We start from the raw sequence: 14,853 nt of genomic DNA, 5'->3' as shown, positions 1-14,853 counted from the left end.
CGTGAGGACGCTCCCCAAGGTCGCCACGCGCGGCGAGTTCCGGCCCGGCTCGGTTCGGTCGCTCGGCGAGCGTGTCATGCGAGGATTCACGACCGTCATTGTGCTCACAGCGCTCGAGTCGGGATGTCGTGGCCGCGGAGAGGCGGCGATGCCGGAGTCGGCGCCGGTGGAGTCGGAGCCGGTGGAGCCGGAGCCGGTGGAGCCGGCCGCGGTCGCGCCGGAGCGACCGCGCCAGCCGTTGCAAGAGGTGAGCTCCGGAGAGTCGGAGTGGGTCATCGAAGGCCGTTCGACTTCGTGGGAGACGGAGGTCAAGACGGAGACCCCATCCGAGCTTCCGAGGTCCTGGAGTGTACCGTCGCGTCCCGAACGGGCGCCACAGACATCGTGCTGTCGGACCTGCCACAAGGGGAAGGCCTGCGGGAACACATGCATCGCGGTCGACCGGGTGTGCCACGTGCCGCCCGGTTGTGCGTGCAACGGATAGCGCGCCGCAGGCTTCACGTCATCGCCTCCGGCCAGGCGATGACGAGACCGACGGGGGTCAAGCGGGTCATCTGGACCGCGTAGAGGTTCTCGATGGCCTTCGGCTCCTCGGTGAGCTCGGTGGCGATCCGGGCCTCGCGGTTGCCGAGGTGCTCGAGGTCGAGCTCGATCTGCCGCTGTTGGGCCTGATCGCCGACGTCGGGGAGGACGGTCTGGCGCAGGCTGGTGCGGGCGGCCCGAATGGCGGTGCGCTGGCGCTCGAGCAGGTCGCGGAGTTCGTCGCTCTCCTTGCGGGCGCGCCGGGCCAGGCTGTTGCGGGCCTCGACGCCGCGGGCGTCGGCTTCGACGCGGAGGTGGAGCCAGAGTGCGGCGAACAGCTCGGGGGCCCGAGTCCGCGCCTGCTCGGCGACCTTGGTGGGGAGCGCGCGACCGCCGGTAGCGAGCGCATGCTCGCTGACTTCGCGGGCGCGAGCGGCGGCGGCCGCGTCCTTGTAGGGCGTGACCTCGGCGTCGGTCTTCGGCCAGGGGGCGCTGACGGCGATCAGCTCGTCGTGGAGTCGGGCGGCGCCGGGGCCGAAGAGGGTGAGGCGGGCATAGGCGAGGACGCGGGCGACGTTCTCGCCGGCGACGACGACCCCGCAGACGCGCGAGAGGTCGTGCGCGCCGTAGCCCTGGGCGAGGAAGCGGTCGAGGATTCTCTTGATGAAGGGGTGGGCGAGGTGGAGTTGCTCGGCGTCGTCGCTCAGGCGCTCGAGCGGCTCGAAGGTGACGGGCCGTGGCGGGCGCTGGCGCCACTCCCAGAGCGGCTCGTCGCGGCCGCGAGGTGGACGCAGCACGTCGAGGGTCGACTGCCAGGACCGGTCGAGCTCGGGGAGGATGAAGCTGCGACGGCCGCCTGCGGTCGCGGGGCCGTCTCCGAGCCGGGCGGCGCCGGCGAGGCCGAGGCCGATGTCGACGACGCCGCGGAGGGCGTCGGGGCTGACCTCGAGGGCCCTGCGTGACTCCTCGAGGCGCTGCCCTGCCGCGTGGACCTCGGCCTGCAGCCGGTCGAGGTTCTCGCGCTGGCCCTCGAGCTCGGCGTCGGCCGTCTTGCTGCGAGCGTCGGCGCCGATCGCCTCGAGCGTCGCGGCGGTCTTCGTGGTGATGCCGGGTTCGAGGGTCTGCTCCATCTCGTCCATCAAGACCGCGCCGATCGAGCCGAGCTCGCGCTGGACGGTGTCGATCTTGCGGACGAGGGTCTCGAGCACGCGGTCCTCGGCGCGATCCTCGTAGACGAAATAATGACACCGGACCTCGGGGGCCGGCTGAAGGGTGCGATCGATCCGGCCGTTGCGCTGCTCGAGACGCGCGGGGTTCCACGGGATGTCGACGTGGAACAGGTCGGCGCAATGGGCCTGGAGATTGATGCCCTCGCGGGCGGCGTCCGTGGCGATCAAGATCCGCACGGGATGCTGGCCGGGGTCGGCGTTGAAGGCCCGCTGAACCTCGTCGCGCGCCTCGTCGCCCATGCCGCCGTGGAGGACGAGGACCCGCTCGTCGGCGCGGTCGGTGCCGGCGATGGCCTCGGTGATGATCTCCTGCAAATAGCGCTTCGTGTCCCCGTATTCGGTGAATAGGATGACCCGGCGGTCGGACCAGGCGCGGCTCTTCTGCGGGAGGTCGCCGTCCTGGCCGATGCCGGGGCAGAGCGCGGCGCGCATCCAGGCGAGCAGCGCGCGCGCCTTGCCGTCGGGCTGACGGCGGGCCTTGTCCGCGAGCGCGCGCATGCGCTTTAGGAGGTCGGTCGCCTCGACGGAGGGCGACGGGAGCGCGGCGGAGGCGGCGCGCACCTCGGCGTCGTCCTCGGCGGCCAGGGTTTCGTCGTCGGTGCCGTGGGTCTCGGGGTCGGCGAGCAGCTCGGTCTGTACGGACGCGACGACCTTGACGCCGCCGGCGCGGTAAACCGCGCCGGCATGGACTTCGAGGGTGCGGGCGAAGGCCTCCGGGCTCGAGAGCAGGCGCTTCTGCAGGTTGATGAAGACGAGTCGGCCGCGCCCGCTCGCCGGAGCGCACAGTTCGGTGTAGCGCGCGAGAAGAGCGGCGAGCTCGAGCTCGTGGGGCTCACCACCCGTGCCCTCGGCAAGGATCGTCGACGCCTCGCGGCTGTTGTCCTCGGCGTCGTAACGAACGGCGCTGGCCGACCAGCCGCGCGCATCGTGCTTGAGCGCGATGCTGGTGAGGATCCGCCGCGGGAAGCGCTCGACGCCGAGCTGACGGAGGTCCCGCTTGAGCCGGCGGACCATGATCGGCGCGAGCGCCTGGGCGCCCTCGACCGGGACGCCGCGGGTGAAGCGGATCGGGTCGAGGATCTCGAGCAGCGCGCTGAACGAATTGGAATGGCCGTTGTGGGGCGTCGCGCTGAGGAAGAGGCGGTTGTCGAACTTCGGCGCGAGGTCGCGGATGGCCCGGGTGGTGTCGCTGTCGAGCGCGTACTTGGTCGCCGACGCGGGGGCCGCGACGTGAGCCTCGTCGAGGATCAGGAGGCCCTTCTCGGCGCGGTGGCCGAGGTGGGCGAGCAGCGAATCCCGGTACTCGGGGCGGCGAATCAGCGGGTGACTGACGATGAAACGATTGTGCGTGGCCCAGGGATTGATGCCGAAGCCGCGCTCCCGACGACGGCTGCCGATGAATTGACGGCTCATTACCTCGAAGCGAAGGCCGAAGCGGCGCATCATCTCGTCGCGCCACTGGAGGCTGACCGAGGCCGGGCAGACGATCAGGACGAAGCCGGCCTGCTGGCGCAGGATGAGCTCCTGCAGGACAAGGCCGGCCTCGATGGTCTTCCCGAGGCCCACGTCGTCGGCGATGAAGAGGTTGGCGCGCGGGAGCTCGAGGGCCTTCATCAACGGCGTGAGCTGGTGGGCCATCAGCTTGATGCCGGCGCGGAACGGAGCCTGGAAGCGGTTGGGGTCGGCGGCGCTGACGGCGGTCCACTTGAGCGCGTGGAGGTAGGCGCCGAAGTGCGAGGGCGGGTCGAGACGCGCCGGCTTGCCGAGGCCGTGAGCCTCGGGCTCGATCGTGCGGGCGCCGATCTCCAGGTCCCAGAGGAGCTCGAGGGTCCGACCCGGGGCGTCATCGTCGAGGCAGGCGAGGCGCAAGAGCGGCGACTCCTGGTGCTCGCCGGGCTCGACGGCCTCGACGAGCCACTGCCGGCCGCGGGCGGAAAGGACCTGGCCCGCTTGCGGGACGCCGTCGCGAGTGGTCGGCGCAGGCGCCGCCTCCTGCGAGAGATCGAGCCCGGCGGCGACCGCGAGCTCGACGATCAGCTCCTGGCGGGCGGCGAAATCGTCGCGCAGGCCATGCGCGCGACACACGGTCCGCAGCTCGTCGCGACCGAGCTCGCGGAGGACGTCGAGCATCCGCCGGTCACCGAGCACCGCAGCAAGGAGCTGGGCGACCTGCGCCTTGCTCTGCCGCGAGGCGCGTAACCCGGCGCCGAAGACGCGGCTGAGGTCGAAGAGCCGTTCGCGGGTGAGGGCGCCGAGGACGCTCGCGGTGCTAGGCCGGGGCTGAGTCATGGGGGCGCGGACCTCTGAGTCGGAGCCGCATTTTAGGGAAAGGTGGGCGGCCCGAAAAGACGTTCTCGAGTAGGGGGATCGGGGGCGCTGCGGAGGGCCGCGCTGGTGCCTGGCGCCTCGCCGTCGATCCCCTGCGCGCCGAACTGCGCGTGCTTTGAGCGACCGCGCCGACCTCACCCCGATCTTCCTGCTACGTCGGGTCGGCCGCCGGGGCCGCCTCCTCGTCGCCCGCCAACACGTCGGTGGTCGCCGACGCCGGGAAGCGGAACGGGATCGGCGTCTCGGCTAGCAGCCGGCGGTGGAGCGCAGAAGACGGGTCGTTCAGGCCGACGAGGTGGACGTGCCAGATCCTTTCGCCCTCGGCGCGCGTGACGAGACAGGTGCCTGTCGCGCACAGAAGGTTGAGTGTGTCCGCGAGCGCCTCGCGGGTAATCACCAGCGACGGGTCGTGACGCTCGATCTCGCTGTGGATCGCGCCTATCAATCCGACCAGGTCGTCGGCACCCTTGAGGCTGCATCGAAACAGCGCGCGCAGCAGCAGGTGGAGGTACTTCTTGCCCTTGAGCCGCCGGAGCGGCCTCTCCGGCTGGACCAACGGATCGGCAGCGTGATCGACCCGCTCGGGCCTGGGGAGCGCAGGCGCGGAGCGCAGCGCCTTCGCCCGGTGCTCGAGGCCCTTGAAGCAGCGCCAGACGACGTCAGGGATCGAGGGGCCGCCGGCGACCTCGGTCGGCAGGCCGTCGACGATCCGGATGTAGTGGGCCCGAGTGGCTGATGAGACAGGTGCCTGGTCGACCTCCCGCGGCCGCGAACTCCTCGCGGATGCAGGTCGCTGGAAGCTGCGCATGCGATCGACGAGCACGTCGCGGAGGTCGAGGGGCGACTTGATGTCGAGCACGACCCGGCGCTTACCCTCGACGAGGACGACCGCGAGTTGCCGGGCGAGCGCCACCAGCAAGATCGTGGTGGGGCCCTCCTGCACGACGCCGACGAGGAAACGTCCGCAAGCCGGCTTGAAGTGCCGGCGCACGTCGTCACCGAGTCGAACCGCGGGCGCCGGCAGCTGATGCGGATCGACGGCGTCGCGGATCCGCGCCCAGGTCGTCTTCACATCCGCGAGCTCGCCGACAGCCAGCGGCGTGACAACCTGACCGGCCTCGCCGACATACGCGGCATGCCAGTGGGCCTCGTCGGCCGGAGCCCCGCAGAAGTGCACTTCACCCCCCGCGGGCCAGACGAACCTGAACCGCTGCACCTGCTGCTCCGGGGGGTTCATCCCGGCGGCCACGGTCGACTCGTCGACCACGATCGATAGCTGCTCGCCCTCGGAGTACGCCTCGTACTCCGCGAACGCCTGGTCGATCGCCCATTCATCGAGCCCCGCCTCCGCCGCCCTCACATCCCCTCGCACTGTCACGATAGCACGCGAAAGGGCGCGAGCAGCGGGGCGCTTCATGAGGTTAGCCCCCCAACGGGGATTTGCGAAGTTGTTTGCTTGTACCAAGCTCGTCCCGATGTCCTACCTGCCCCAGGGCGCGGATAACTCGTTTTGCACGGGTTACGAGCGGCCCCTTCTGGGACCAACTCCGTGCCGAGAGCCAGCCAGCATCGGGACAACATCGGGACAGCATCGGGACAATATCGGGACAGTCGCGTCGACCCGTATCCAGAAATGCTCGCACCCGAGCATTCGAATATCGAAAAAATCTGGTTGCACGCGGTTCGATGATCGGCTTGTCTGGGTTCGCAGCGGAGGGGTGAGGTCGATGCGGCGCATGGTCGTCAGCACAGCGTGTGGTGATTTCGTTACGGAGAAGGATGTCGCGGAGGCTCAGCTCGTCGGCGCGCTCGTTGACTGCTACCGAGTGCTACCTGACGCCGCCATCTACCTCGACGGCCAGCTCGTTCCGGAAGAGGCCCGTCTGGCGGCCCTCGCAGCCCTGTCCGGAGAGGCAGCACCCGCGCCGGCCCGCGTCGCCGCGCCGCCGCCCGACGCGGAGAGGCTGAAGGAGTACGGCCAGGTGCTCGCGCAGCTCTTCGATGATCTGCGCAAGGGCTACGTCCAGTCGATGAACGACCTGCACGACGTCTTCCGGCGCTACCGCGAAATGTGCCTCGACAACGAGCGGCGGTTCGCCGACGAGGTCGCGCAGCAGCGGGCCCTCACCCACAAGAGCCTCGCCGACGTCGACCTGCTGAGGCGGAGCGTCACGACGACCCAGCTCCTGAGCGGCTTCGCCGCCGAGATGAAGCCGCGGGCGCTCGCGCAGAGCGGCCCGACGCTCACCGACTACGTCGCGGGGCTCGTGCGAGCGGTCGCTGGCGACAAGCAGAAATAGGGAGGGAACGAAGATGGCTCAAAAGACATCATGGTCCGCAGGACAGGTCCTTGCCCAGGCCGAGGGCTCGATCGGCACGACGCTGCGGGTCGCCGTCGCCAATTACTACAAGGGGCAAGACCTCGGCACGGCGCAGGCGATCCGCAAGGTCGACACCGACACCGAGGCCGCCGCACTGGTCACGGCGATCCGTCAGGGCCGCGTCCACGAGGTCTTGATGGTCGCCTCCAGCGCGGCCCTCGGCGTGATCGCCGGGGCGCTGTCGCAGAAGGCCGTGAGCAACACGACGGTGGGCGGCGTGCCGCCCGTGACCGCCCTCGGCGCCGTGCCGACGATCGCCGGCCTCGCGGCGCCGATCAGCCTGTCCGGCCGTTCGATGCTCGCGGCGGGCGGCCTGTCGTACATCACCGGCGCGGTGATCTACAGCATGCTGGCGCCGAAGCCGGAGGCCGCACCGTGAAGGGCACGGTCCTCGCGCTCGTGCGGCGCGTCGCTACCAGCCCCGAGGGCCGCGCCCTCGTCCACGCAGTCGACGACGCCGGCCTCGAGTACAAGATCGAGGTCCCGGTCGAAGCTGTCCGCGGGGTCAGCCTCGATCAGGGCCACGTCCTCGTCCTCTCGTGGTCGCTCGAGGTGAGCCCCCGAGCCGCTGAGCCAGCGACGGCACCGACGCCGGCCGAATCTCCTTCGACGGCGACGACCCGCAGCTCCACGCCGAGCGCGGTCGACCAGGCGTTCATGGAGCTGATGGGTCGCGGCTCGACGTCCACCGTCGCGTCCGCCGCCGAGACCTCGAACACCCCTGTTTCCGCCACGAATCGCACCAGACAGGGGCTCGCCGAACTGCTCGGCGGGAGGCGCGTCTGATCTGACCTGACCTGACCCTTACGGCATCTCACAACCGCTCCCTCACCCATTCGGGCGAGGGCCAGGACCGCTCATACTCAGAAATCAGGAGACACGATGGACACCAGCACACAAGAGAATCTGGACTACCTCGCCGAGCAGCTCGGCAGGCGACTCGGCATCTCGGGCGGCGCGGCCATGCTTCCGGCCGGACAGACCGAGCAGCCCGCCTGCGGCCTCGGCGTGCCGAAGATCGGCTGCGAGAACCTGCTGTACGCCCCGATCACGGTGGCCCGCTTCTACCGCGGCGGCCGCACCAACATCGATCAGGTCGTGGAGGGCAAGGTCCCCGTCGCCCCCGGCTCGTCCATCGTGCTGTCGCAAGCGGCGTACCCGCCGTGGGCCACGGGCTGCTACGTCCTGCGCTACCGCCTGGCCAACAATGGCAATAACCACGACGAGATCAAGATCGAGTGGTTCGTCGACACCGAGCCGCTCGACGCGATCCAGTACGGCAGCGAGATCTACAACAACGACAACACCGTGATCGGCGAGGGCAAGCTCCCGATCCCGCTCGCGCTGGGCGAGCACTGCTGCATCGGCGGCAACAACCGCCTGCGCGTCCGGATCTCCCACACCGGCAACGCCAACCAGATCGAGAACATCCGCCTCCACGTCGAGCACGCCAACGCGGTCAAGTGCTGCAGCGCGTGCGCGACCGGCCACCGGTGCCAGAGCGGGTGCAAGAACGCCACCGCCAAGTAGGAGGCCGCGATGAACAAGATCAAGCTCATCATCCGCGGCGGCTTCGACGGGCAGACGCCGGTCACGCAGGCGCCGACGTTCCGCCTGGTCGAAGGCTGGAACGAGGCCGAGCTGTCGGCCCCCGCGGGGATCCTGCCCGCCGGGCTCTGGGGACAGGTACCCGCCGGCGATCCCTACGTCCTGCACGCGTGCATCCTGACGACCCAGCCGATCGACCCGCAGACCTTCATCGAGTTGAGGACCGGCGCACCGACCCAGATCCGCGCGCAGTACACCCCCAGCGCCGACAACATGCGGCTCACCCTCGTCCGGCCGAGCGACGAGCTGCGGGTGTTCACGCCGCCGCAGGGGATCGTCAAGCTCGAGCTGCTGATCGAGAGCATCGGCGGCGTCAACGAGCTCGGCTCGCGCCTGCACGAGTGGTCCGATGCGGCGTTCAGGGCGCGCGACACCGGCGTCCGCGTCGCGCGCTTCTCCGCCAGCGCTGCGCTGCCCGGATGGCTCGGCACGCTCCATCTCATCTACGACAGCGCCAACGCCGGCAACATCACCCTGCCGACGCGCTCGATCGTGCCTCTCGACGCGGTCCTCACGGTCACTCGCAAGGGTGTCGGCATGCCCACGCTCCTCGCCGCGGCGGGCGACACGTTCGCCGGCGGCGTGATCGGCCAGGCGATTCAGCGCAGCGGGATCATCATGAACAACGGCGAGCAGTGGACCTGGGTCGCCGACTGATCCAATCGCGCGCCAAGACTCCCTCCATTTGTCAAGGAGCATCACCATGGCCGTAATCGATCGACATCGCGTCGCCCGGCTCGTGGAGCTGTCGGCGGCCGAGCGCACCCTCAAGGGGCCCGAGCGCCTGCTACGCGAGGAAGACGTCAAGCTGCTCATCAAGGCGGCCTACGACGACGCCACGGATGCCGCGCGCGCCGACTTCATGGCTCGCGTGCAGAGGGTGCCGACGAGCGCGTGGCCCTGGTCCGCCGTCCAGGTGATGACGCCGCGCGGTGGCGGTGGGGGCACGGGCGGCAGCCTCGGGAGCGTCGTCGCGGTACCGAGGCCCGCCTTGGCCCCGGCGCTGCTCGTGCTTATCCGCGGCCAGGCGGACTCGGCTGACCTCGACCCAGGCAATCGGCTCCCCGAGACGGGCTCGCCCGAGTTCGCTGAATGGGAGCCGCTGCAGAGGGCGCTCGATACCTGGGACACGCAGACGATCACGAAATCGATCGGCCCGCAGGGGTGGGTCAGCATGATCGGCAACACTTCGGGACAGGTCCCGGAGGACACGAACGGCGCGACGAGCGGCGCCCCGGCGCCGTCGCCGTCGCCCGGACCGACCGAGCCCGCGACGAAGGATCTGCCTGCGCCGCAACCACCGGCGACGCCGGCGGAGATCACGTGGAAGCACCCCGCCGTGCTCGCGGCGGGGGCCGCCGTCGTCGTCGCCACCGGCGTGGCGGTCTACGCCGTCAGCCAGAGCCGCAGCCGCCGCGAGCTCGAGGACGTGCTCTCGCAACAGGAGGAGCAGCCGTGAACCGCGGGATCTGGGTCACGCTGGGGACCGCGCTCGGCGTCGTGGGCGTGGGCGGGGCGCTCCTCTACAGCCGTCGCGCGAGCGCGGCGAGCCTGCCAACACCCACGCCCGGTCCCGGTCCCGGGCCTGCGCCGGCGATCGAGCTGGCGCCGCTGCCGAGGGCCGCCGACGTCAAGGGCGACCTCTCGACCAACTGGGGCGAGACGCCGGTCGACCTCCGGCCGCTGTACGTCCTGATGGAAGAGGTCGCGAAGATCCCGGGCTCGGCCCGTGTGTTCGCGACGATCTCCTACCGCGAGTCGCGCTTCGTCACGACGGCGCACAACGGCAACGCGACCGGCGAGCAGGACGAGCGCGACGGCTCGCGCCTCGCCTACGACAACAACAAGGCGAAGAACCCGCCGCTGCGCTACGGCCCGCAGGCCGCAGAGTTCGGCAGCGGCGGCCTGTTCGGGGCGCTCGCGCCGTACTTCCTCTGGACGGGCGTGCCCGAGGTCGGCAGCAAGGCCCCGCTCCTGAACGCGCCGCCCGAGCTGGTCTTTCAGCCACGTGCCGCGGCCTTCGGCGCTGCCGTGTACATGCAGCGCATCTTGAGGAACTACCGCGTCGACGACATCGCCGATATCAAGGTCGGCTGGGCCAACCCGTCGCTGCTCGGCAGCGGGCGCGGGGGGACGAAGTACCACGACGTCCGCGCCCGGTTCCTCACCGACGCGGTCGCTCTCAACATCGACCTGTTCGACACGTCGACGATCCCGCCGAAGCTCGACGCCTCGGCGTGGCCCGGCGTGCCGGCCGTGTTCGCCGGGCTTGTCGGCGCTCTCCCGAAGGATTTGGCATGACCCCCGACCTCACCTGCTACGGCGACGACATCCGCGGCGTCGCCGACCTCGTCGGCGACTTCGACCTGCGCTCGCCGATGGACGTACATGCCTGGTACCGCGTGGAGTGGCAGGCGATCGCCGAGCTGCTCGGCTTCTCGCAGGAGCTCGAGGCGACGCTCGCCCCGCTCCGCGTCGTCCGCGACCGGGTGACCGCCACCAACCAGGCCGGCGTCGACGCGTTCGCACGCTGGCTCCGCGCGCAGCGACCTGGCCTTTCCGACAGCCATGCGCGCACGCAGGAGGCCGTGCTCGCGCAGCTCCTCGCCGCGGGCCAAGAGCGAGGCGAGCTGTGGCGCGTGTCGGCCGACCCGACGATCCTCGCCGCGGGCGCCTGCTACGACGATGGTGACGAGCTCCGCCGCGCGTTCTACCCCGATACGGCGCCGGGCTACTTCGGCGACGGCTGGAACGGCCCCCCGCCGCGGGCGGAGAGCGCGTGCGGCTGGACCACGCCGCTCGTGCTGCACCTCGGCACCTTCCCGTGGGTGTACAGCTCGCGGATCGACGGGCCCGGCGTCGGCGCGCGTTGGGCCGCGGGCGCGGCCATGCCCGCCCTTACCGGCATGCGGGCCATGGCGCGGCTGCTCGAGCCCGGCGGAAACCTCCGCCAGGATGCCCGCCAGGTCGCGGCGATCTTCGAGCACTTCACCGCCCATACCGCGCCGCTCGTCGCCCGCCTGCCGGTCTACCAGCCCGGCCGCGCCGTAGCCGGACAGCTCTACCGCCGCGCCGGTTTCCTGTATGTCCATCAAGGCAGCCTGCACCTCGAGGGAATCAGCGGTCCTCGCGGACGCATCGCCGCGCCGGCCTACAACTACTCTTTGCGTCGCTTCGCCTGCTTCTTCGCGGTGCGCCGCGCGGCGCTCCGGGCCCTGGTCGCGCTGCCGTCCGACGTCCAGCGGATCGCCGAGAGCTCGGCCGACCCATGCCTGCGACAGCACGTCGAGGAGGTGGCGCGTGCTGGCTGAACGCTGTCCCGGTGGCTCGACGAGCGGAAGCGCGCTGGTCTACGCTGCGCCTATGAATGCTCGCAACATCATCGTCCCCGTCCTCCTGCTCCTCGTCGCCGACAGCATCGGCTGCAAGGAAGACGACCGCAACAGTTTTGGCGAGCCATGTGCTCCCGAAGTCTGCGACGACGGCCTCTCCTGCTATGCAGGCTATTGCGAGGAGGAGTGCGTCGAGGACTCGGACTGCCAGCCGATCGAAGGTTGGAAGCATGAGTGTCATGCCGGGCAATGCCAGATCGCATGTGACGATCAGGGCGCCTGCCCCCAAACCCTGGCCACGCCGCTCGCATGCATCACCGAATGGTGCGCGGCGACGAAATCGGACTGATCATGCTCATCGATCCGAACAGCCGCCTCTTCGACCGTGTTCCAGATCTCTTCGTCAGCCCATTTCCGGGCGCTGACTCCTACGCCGATGATGCATTTCAGGCGCTGATGAAGCGCGCGTCCGGGAGCGGCTCTCGCACCGTCGGCCGCGAGCTTCTCACTCGGGCGGGAGGGCAGGCATGGAATAGCGCCACCCAAATCCTTTGGAAGACAAAGGCGACGCAGGCAGGCGATCTGCTCTCTGATATCTGGTCCAAGGTCTCCTGGATCGACACTCAGAAGGACACCATCGCAGGCGTACTTGCGGAAGTGCCCTTCGCGTTGACCACGGACCCGGCGAAGCTGGTCGCGTCGATCGCCTCCGTGGCACTCGATGCAGCGCTCGACGCGGTGACGGCGGTCCCCGTGGTCGGATGGATCGTGGGAATCGTGGCGGGCATCGGGCAGGCGCTCATTCCCCTGTTCGAGGGATTGCTGGATGGGGATCGCGTGCCACCGGAACGCCGAGCCATCCTGCCATGGCGGCGGTACAGCAGCGACACTGATCAGCAGTGGGTCCGAGCCTTCGTACAGGTTGAGGCCGCCGGCGTCGACTGGACACCGATGTTTTCGCCGCCGACCGACGCTCGCCCTTGGGCTCTCGCTGACGGCGTGGATGACGAGAGCGACATCATCGGCCAGGTCCTCGCACCGTTCTCGGGCAAGTCAGTCGCATGGAACGGCGCCTACGGCTGCCTGCCCGGCACCTTTCGCGTCGCGGGGATTCTCCAATACCGGGGTCGCCCGCAGCCGCCGCACTCAGCGCTCCGCTTCTACAGCGACGGCACGCTGATCCATCTCTACGGCGACTTCACGCAGACCGGCGACTTCTACCCCTCGCTGCAGCAGCTCGCCGGCACGACCTGGCAGCAGATCGCGGCGGGCGGCCCCGACAGCTACAAGGTGGACTGCGTCGCGCTCGAGAAGCTGTGGCGGGACTGGTTCACGGCGCTCTACACCTCGGCGATGGACCAGGGCCACGGAGACTGGCTCCTCGGCTACCTCGCGCGCGAGGTCCACGGCGAGTGGCGGTTCGGGGCCAGCGCCTCCGGTGTCCTGTGCGCCGAGGCCACGGACGGCACGACCGTTCCCCTCGTTACCCGCGGCACCTTCCAGAACGGGGCGTTGGCGACCCCGCGCTCGCGGACGAGCTGCATGTACAGCGACCTCGTGCTCAAGGGTAAGCCGCGGACCCAGAGCGGATATCTGCCGCAAAAGTGGTCGCGCGACGCCAAGACCAAAGAGTACATCGCGCCGCCGCTCTATGCCCAGACTCGCGGGCCCGGCATGACCTGCGTCCCGTGGCCGCCCGGCGAGCTGCTGCTCTCGAAGTACAGGCGGGCCGACGACGCGATCGTGCTCCCGGCCGTTCGTGCGGTCGCCCAGCTCCAGCGGCGCAGGCTCTCGCGCAGCCTCGACTGCGCCTACGTCCGCCCCGACGCCGTCGGCGACAAGCCGGCCTATGCGGCCTTCCGCGACGCCTCGCTACGCGCCCACTGCATCGAGATGCGCAAGCGGTTGCTTCAGCATCCGTCGCGGATGATGGTCGAGTACGAGACAGCCCGCGAGGTCGACCCGGAGTACGCCAGCGCCCTCAAGGACGCCGGCGTGCCGACCAACGCGATCCAGCGCGGAGCGGCCAAATTCGGGCTGCGCGGCTCCGCCGGCGCAGAGGCGCTCGACCCGAAGGCGCCGGCCCCCGATCGGCCGGTGCCGCCGCAGGGCGGACTACCCTTTGACCCGGATCCCGAGCAGGACCGCGGCGGCCCCGGATGGCTCGGCCCCGCGGTGCTCGGCGGCGCCGCGCTCGCCACGACGATCGCCGTCGCGGTCGGCGTCGCGCGGAGCAGAAGAACCAATGCACGATAGGAAGGTGGAATGTGAATTGGGGATTTCAGCAGTTCAAGGTGACTCTCGAGGAGAGCGAATCAGGGGAGACCGTCGTCATCGAGCAGAGCTCGGACGGCCGCGTCAGTTGTGAACGCGGGAAGCAGAGCAAGACCGAACGCGCGGCGAACCAGCCGCCGCGCGCGGCCAAGAACAAGTCCGAGGCGCTCATCCAGGCCCCCGCGAAGCCGGCGGCGGAGAAGCGGCGCGATCGTGAGGCGCAAGCGTCCGAGGACAAGTCGAGGGCCAAAGCCGCCGCGAAGAAGCTCCGCGCCTCACCCAAGGCGGGATCGCGGAGCGGCGGCCGCGGCACGTCGCTCGAGTGGACGCCCGTCAAGGATCACGACTACGACGGCTTCGCTGCCCCCTCCGCCGCAGGTCAGTTCAAAGCGCTGATCGCCAAGGATACGCAGTGGGCGCTGTTCTACGAGCTCAAGGGCACCTGGCCCCAACACATCGGCTGCTTCCGCAAGGTCGAAATGGCGAAGAAGCGCGCGCAGGAGCTCCACGACGCCGGCTGGCCCGAGTCCGAGTTCGGGCCCGTCACGGCGGGTCAGGTCGCTCGCGCCTGCCCGGCGCCGCTGAGGGAGCGTGTGAGGGACGAGGAGATCCAGGCCGCGCCGAAGCCCTCGAAGCCCGCGCCGAAGACCGAGGAGAAGCCGGCCGCCCCGAAGCCCGAGCCGGAGGGCCCGAGCAAGGCGGCCCAGGACAAGGAGCTGATGGGCAGCTTCAGCAGCGAGCTCGACGCCGTGCTCGACGAGGATGAGGACGACTGACATGTCCAATCAGCCAGGTTCCATCTACAAGATCGGCGGCCGGCGCTACGTCGACAGCCAGGCCGTCTTCAACCTCGCCGACGCGCACGAGGTCGTCGCGCAGCACGACGGCTGGCGCGTCATGGTCGGCGCCGGCGCGGTTCACTGCGCCCGCGTCGAGGACCGCCCCGAGCTCCCGCGCCAGCGCGGCGCTCTCTACGAGCTGTCCGCCGAGGGTGGCGCCAGCCTCAAGGCCCAGCGAGCTGCCTGGCTCTCCCAGGGCCTCGTCCAGCCCGGCGGCACCTTCGACACCTGGCCCGGCGAACCGCCGGCGAAGACCGGCTGCGGCGGTTGCGGCAAGACCTGCGGCTGCGGCCCCTGCCGCCTCAAGCACGCCGCTGGCGAAGAGCATTCGTAGGAGAGA

The 14,853-nt window shown here is 70.1% G+C and carries 14 protein-coding genes; 12 read left to right on the top strand and 2 right to left on the bottom strand.

The window, feature by feature from the left end:
• Positions 1–497: 497 nt before the first annotated feature.
• Both drmD and K7C98_RS08950 read right to left on the bottom strand, forming a co-directional pair.
• Positions 498–4,040: a DISARM system SNF2-like helicase DrmD gene (drmD, locus tag K7C98_RS08955; protein ID WP_224191160.1), complete on the bottom strand. Its 3,543-nt coding sequence runs from the start codon at positions 4,038–4,040 to the stop codon at positions 498–500.
• Between the two features lie 190 nt (positions 4,041–4,230).
• Positions 4,231–5,496 carry a hypothetical protein gene (locus K7C98_RS08950; protein ID WP_224191159.1) on the bottom strand — a complete coding sequence of 422 codons (1,266 nt, stop codon included), beginning with the start codon at positions 5,494–5,496 and terminating at the stop codon, positions 4,231–4,233.
• A 310-nt stretch (positions 5,497–5,806) separates the two neighbouring features.
• Here K7C98_RS08950 and K7C98_RS08945 point away from each other — a divergent pair, with 310 nt between their 5' ends.
• The 12 genes from K7C98_RS08945 (at position 5,807) to K7C98_RS08890 (ending at position 14,847) form a co-directional block, all read left to right on the top strand.
• Entirely contained in the window at positions 5,807–6,379 is a 573-nt protein-coding gene (locus K7C98_RS08945; RefSeq protein ID WP_224191158.1) for a hypothetical protein, read from the top strand.
• A gap of 13 nt (positions 6,380–6,392) precedes the next feature.
• Entirely contained in the window at positions 6,393–6,839 is a 447-nt protein-coding gene (locus K7C98_RS08940; RefSeq protein WP_224191157.1) for a hypothetical protein, read from the top strand.
• Positions 6,836–7,246 carry a hypothetical protein gene (locus K7C98_RS08935; RefSeq protein ID WP_224191156.1) on the top strand — a complete coding sequence of 137 codons (411 nt, stop codon included), beginning with the start codon at positions 6,836–6,838 and terminating at the stop codon, positions 7,244–7,246. The genes K7C98_RS08940 and K7C98_RS08935 overlap by 4 nt, the downstream gene beginning before the upstream one ends.
• 96 nt (positions 7,247–7,342) lie before the next feature.
• Positions 7,343–7,990 (top strand): hypothetical protein, encoded by a 648-nt coding sequence (locus K7C98_RS08930; RefSeq protein WP_224191155.1) that lies wholly within the window; start codon positions 7,343–7,345, stop codon positions 7,988–7,990.
• A 9-nt stretch (positions 7,991–7,999) separates the two neighbouring features.
• Positions 8,000–8,725: a hypothetical protein gene (locus K7C98_RS08925; RefSeq protein WP_224191154.1), complete on the top strand. Its 726-nt coding sequence runs from the start codon at positions 8,000–8,002 to the stop codon at positions 8,723–8,725.
• A 46-nt stretch (positions 8,726–8,771) separates the two neighbouring features.
• On the top strand, positions 8,772–9,527 hold the full coding sequence (locus tag K7C98_RS08920) for a hypothetical protein (RefSeq protein WP_224191153.1): 756 nt from the start codon (positions 8,772–8,774) through the stop codon (positions 9,525–9,527).
• Positions 9,524–10,369, top strand: coding sequence for a hypothetical protein (locus K7C98_RS08915; RefSeq protein WP_224191152.1), 846 nt, complete (start codon positions 9,524–9,526; stop codon positions 10,367–10,369). The genes K7C98_RS08920 and K7C98_RS08915 overlap by 4 nt, the downstream gene beginning before the upstream one ends.
• Complete coding sequence (locus tag K7C98_RS08910) at positions 10,366–11,379, top strand: hypothetical protein (protein WP_224191151.1); 1,014 nt, start codon at positions 10,366–10,368, stop codon at positions 11,377–11,379. Before K7C98_RS08915 ends, K7C98_RS08910 begins: the two co-directional genes overlap by 4 nt.
• A 52-nt stretch (positions 11,380–11,431) precedes the next feature.
• Positions 11,432–11,749 (top strand): hypothetical protein, encoded by a 318-nt coding sequence (locus tag K7C98_RS08905; RefSeq protein WP_224191150.1) that lies wholly within the window; start codon positions 11,432–11,434, stop codon positions 11,747–11,749.
• Positions 11,722–13,656, top strand: a complete 1,935-nt coding sequence (locus K7C98_RS08900; protein WP_224191149.1) for a hypothetical protein — start codon at positions 11,722–11,724, stop codon at positions 13,654–13,656. Before K7C98_RS08905 ends, K7C98_RS08900 begins: the two co-directional genes overlap by 28 nt.
• An 11-nt stretch (positions 13,657–13,667) precedes the next feature.
• The gene (locus K7C98_RS08895; protein ID WP_224191148.1) at positions 13,668–14,450 is read left to right on the top strand and encodes a hypothetical protein; all 783 of its coding nucleotides are present in this window, start codon (positions 13,668–13,670) and stop codon (positions 14,448–14,450) included.
• A 1-nt stretch (position 14,451) separates the two neighbouring features.
• On the top strand, positions 14,452–14,847 hold the full coding sequence (locus tag K7C98_RS08890; RefSeq protein ID WP_224191147.1) for a hypothetical protein: 396 nt from the start codon (positions 14,452–14,454) through the stop codon (positions 14,845–14,847).
• Positions 14,848–14,853: the final 6 nt, after the last annotated feature.

This window comes from Nannocystis pusilla (assembly GCF_020073745.1).
Taxonomy (GTDB): Bacteria; Myxococcota_A; Polyangia; order Nannocystales; family Nannocystaceae; genus Nannocystis; species Nannocystis radixulma.
Note: the sequence above shows the minus strand (reverse complement) of the source record. Positions and strands in the feature narration are given on the sequence as shown.

Bases quoted from the DNA above. Each gene is read 5' to 3' on its own strand.
- drmD (WP_224191160.1), bottom strand. From the start codon at position 4,040: ATGACTCAGCCCCGGCCTAGCACCGCGAGCGTCCTCGGCGCCCTCACC.
- K7C98_RS08950 (WP_224191159.1), bottom strand. From the start codon at position 5,496: ATGAAGCGCCCCGCTGCTCGCGCCCTTTCGCGTGCTATCGTGACAGTG.
- K7C98_RS08945 (WP_224191158.1), top strand. From the start codon at position 5,807: ATGCGGCGCATGGTCGTCAGCACAGCGTGTGGTGATTTCGTTACGGAG.
- K7C98_RS08940 (WP_224191157.1), top strand. From the start codon at position 6,393: ATGGCTCAAAAGACATCATGGTCCGCAGGACAGGTCCTTGCCCAGGCC.
- K7C98_RS08930 (WP_224191155.1), top strand. From the start codon at position 7,343: ATGGACACCAGCACACAAGAGAATCTGGACTACCTCGCCGAGCAGCTC.
- K7C98_RS08925 (WP_224191154.1), top strand. From the start codon at position 8,000: ATGAACAAGATCAAGCTCATCATCCGCGGCGGCTTCGACGGGCAGACG.
- K7C98_RS08920 (WP_224191153.1), top strand. From the start codon at position 8,772: ATGGCCGTAATCGATCGACATCGCGTCGCCCGGCTCGTGGAGCTGTCG.
- K7C98_RS08910 (WP_224191151.1), top strand. From the start codon at position 10,366: ATGACCCCCGACCTCACCTGCTACGGCGACGACATCCGCGGCGTCGCC.
- K7C98_RS08905 (WP_224191150.1), top strand. From the start codon at position 11,432: ATGAATGCTCGCAACATCATCGTCCCCGTCCTCCTGCTCCTCGTCGCC.
- K7C98_RS08900 (WP_224191149.1), top strand. From the start codon at position 11,722: ATGGTGCGCGGCGACGAAATCGGACTGATCATGCTCATCGATCCGAAC.
- K7C98_RS08890 (WP_224191147.1), top strand. From the start codon at position 14,452: ATGTCCAATCAGCCAGGTTCCATCTACAAGATCGGCGGCCGGCGCTAC.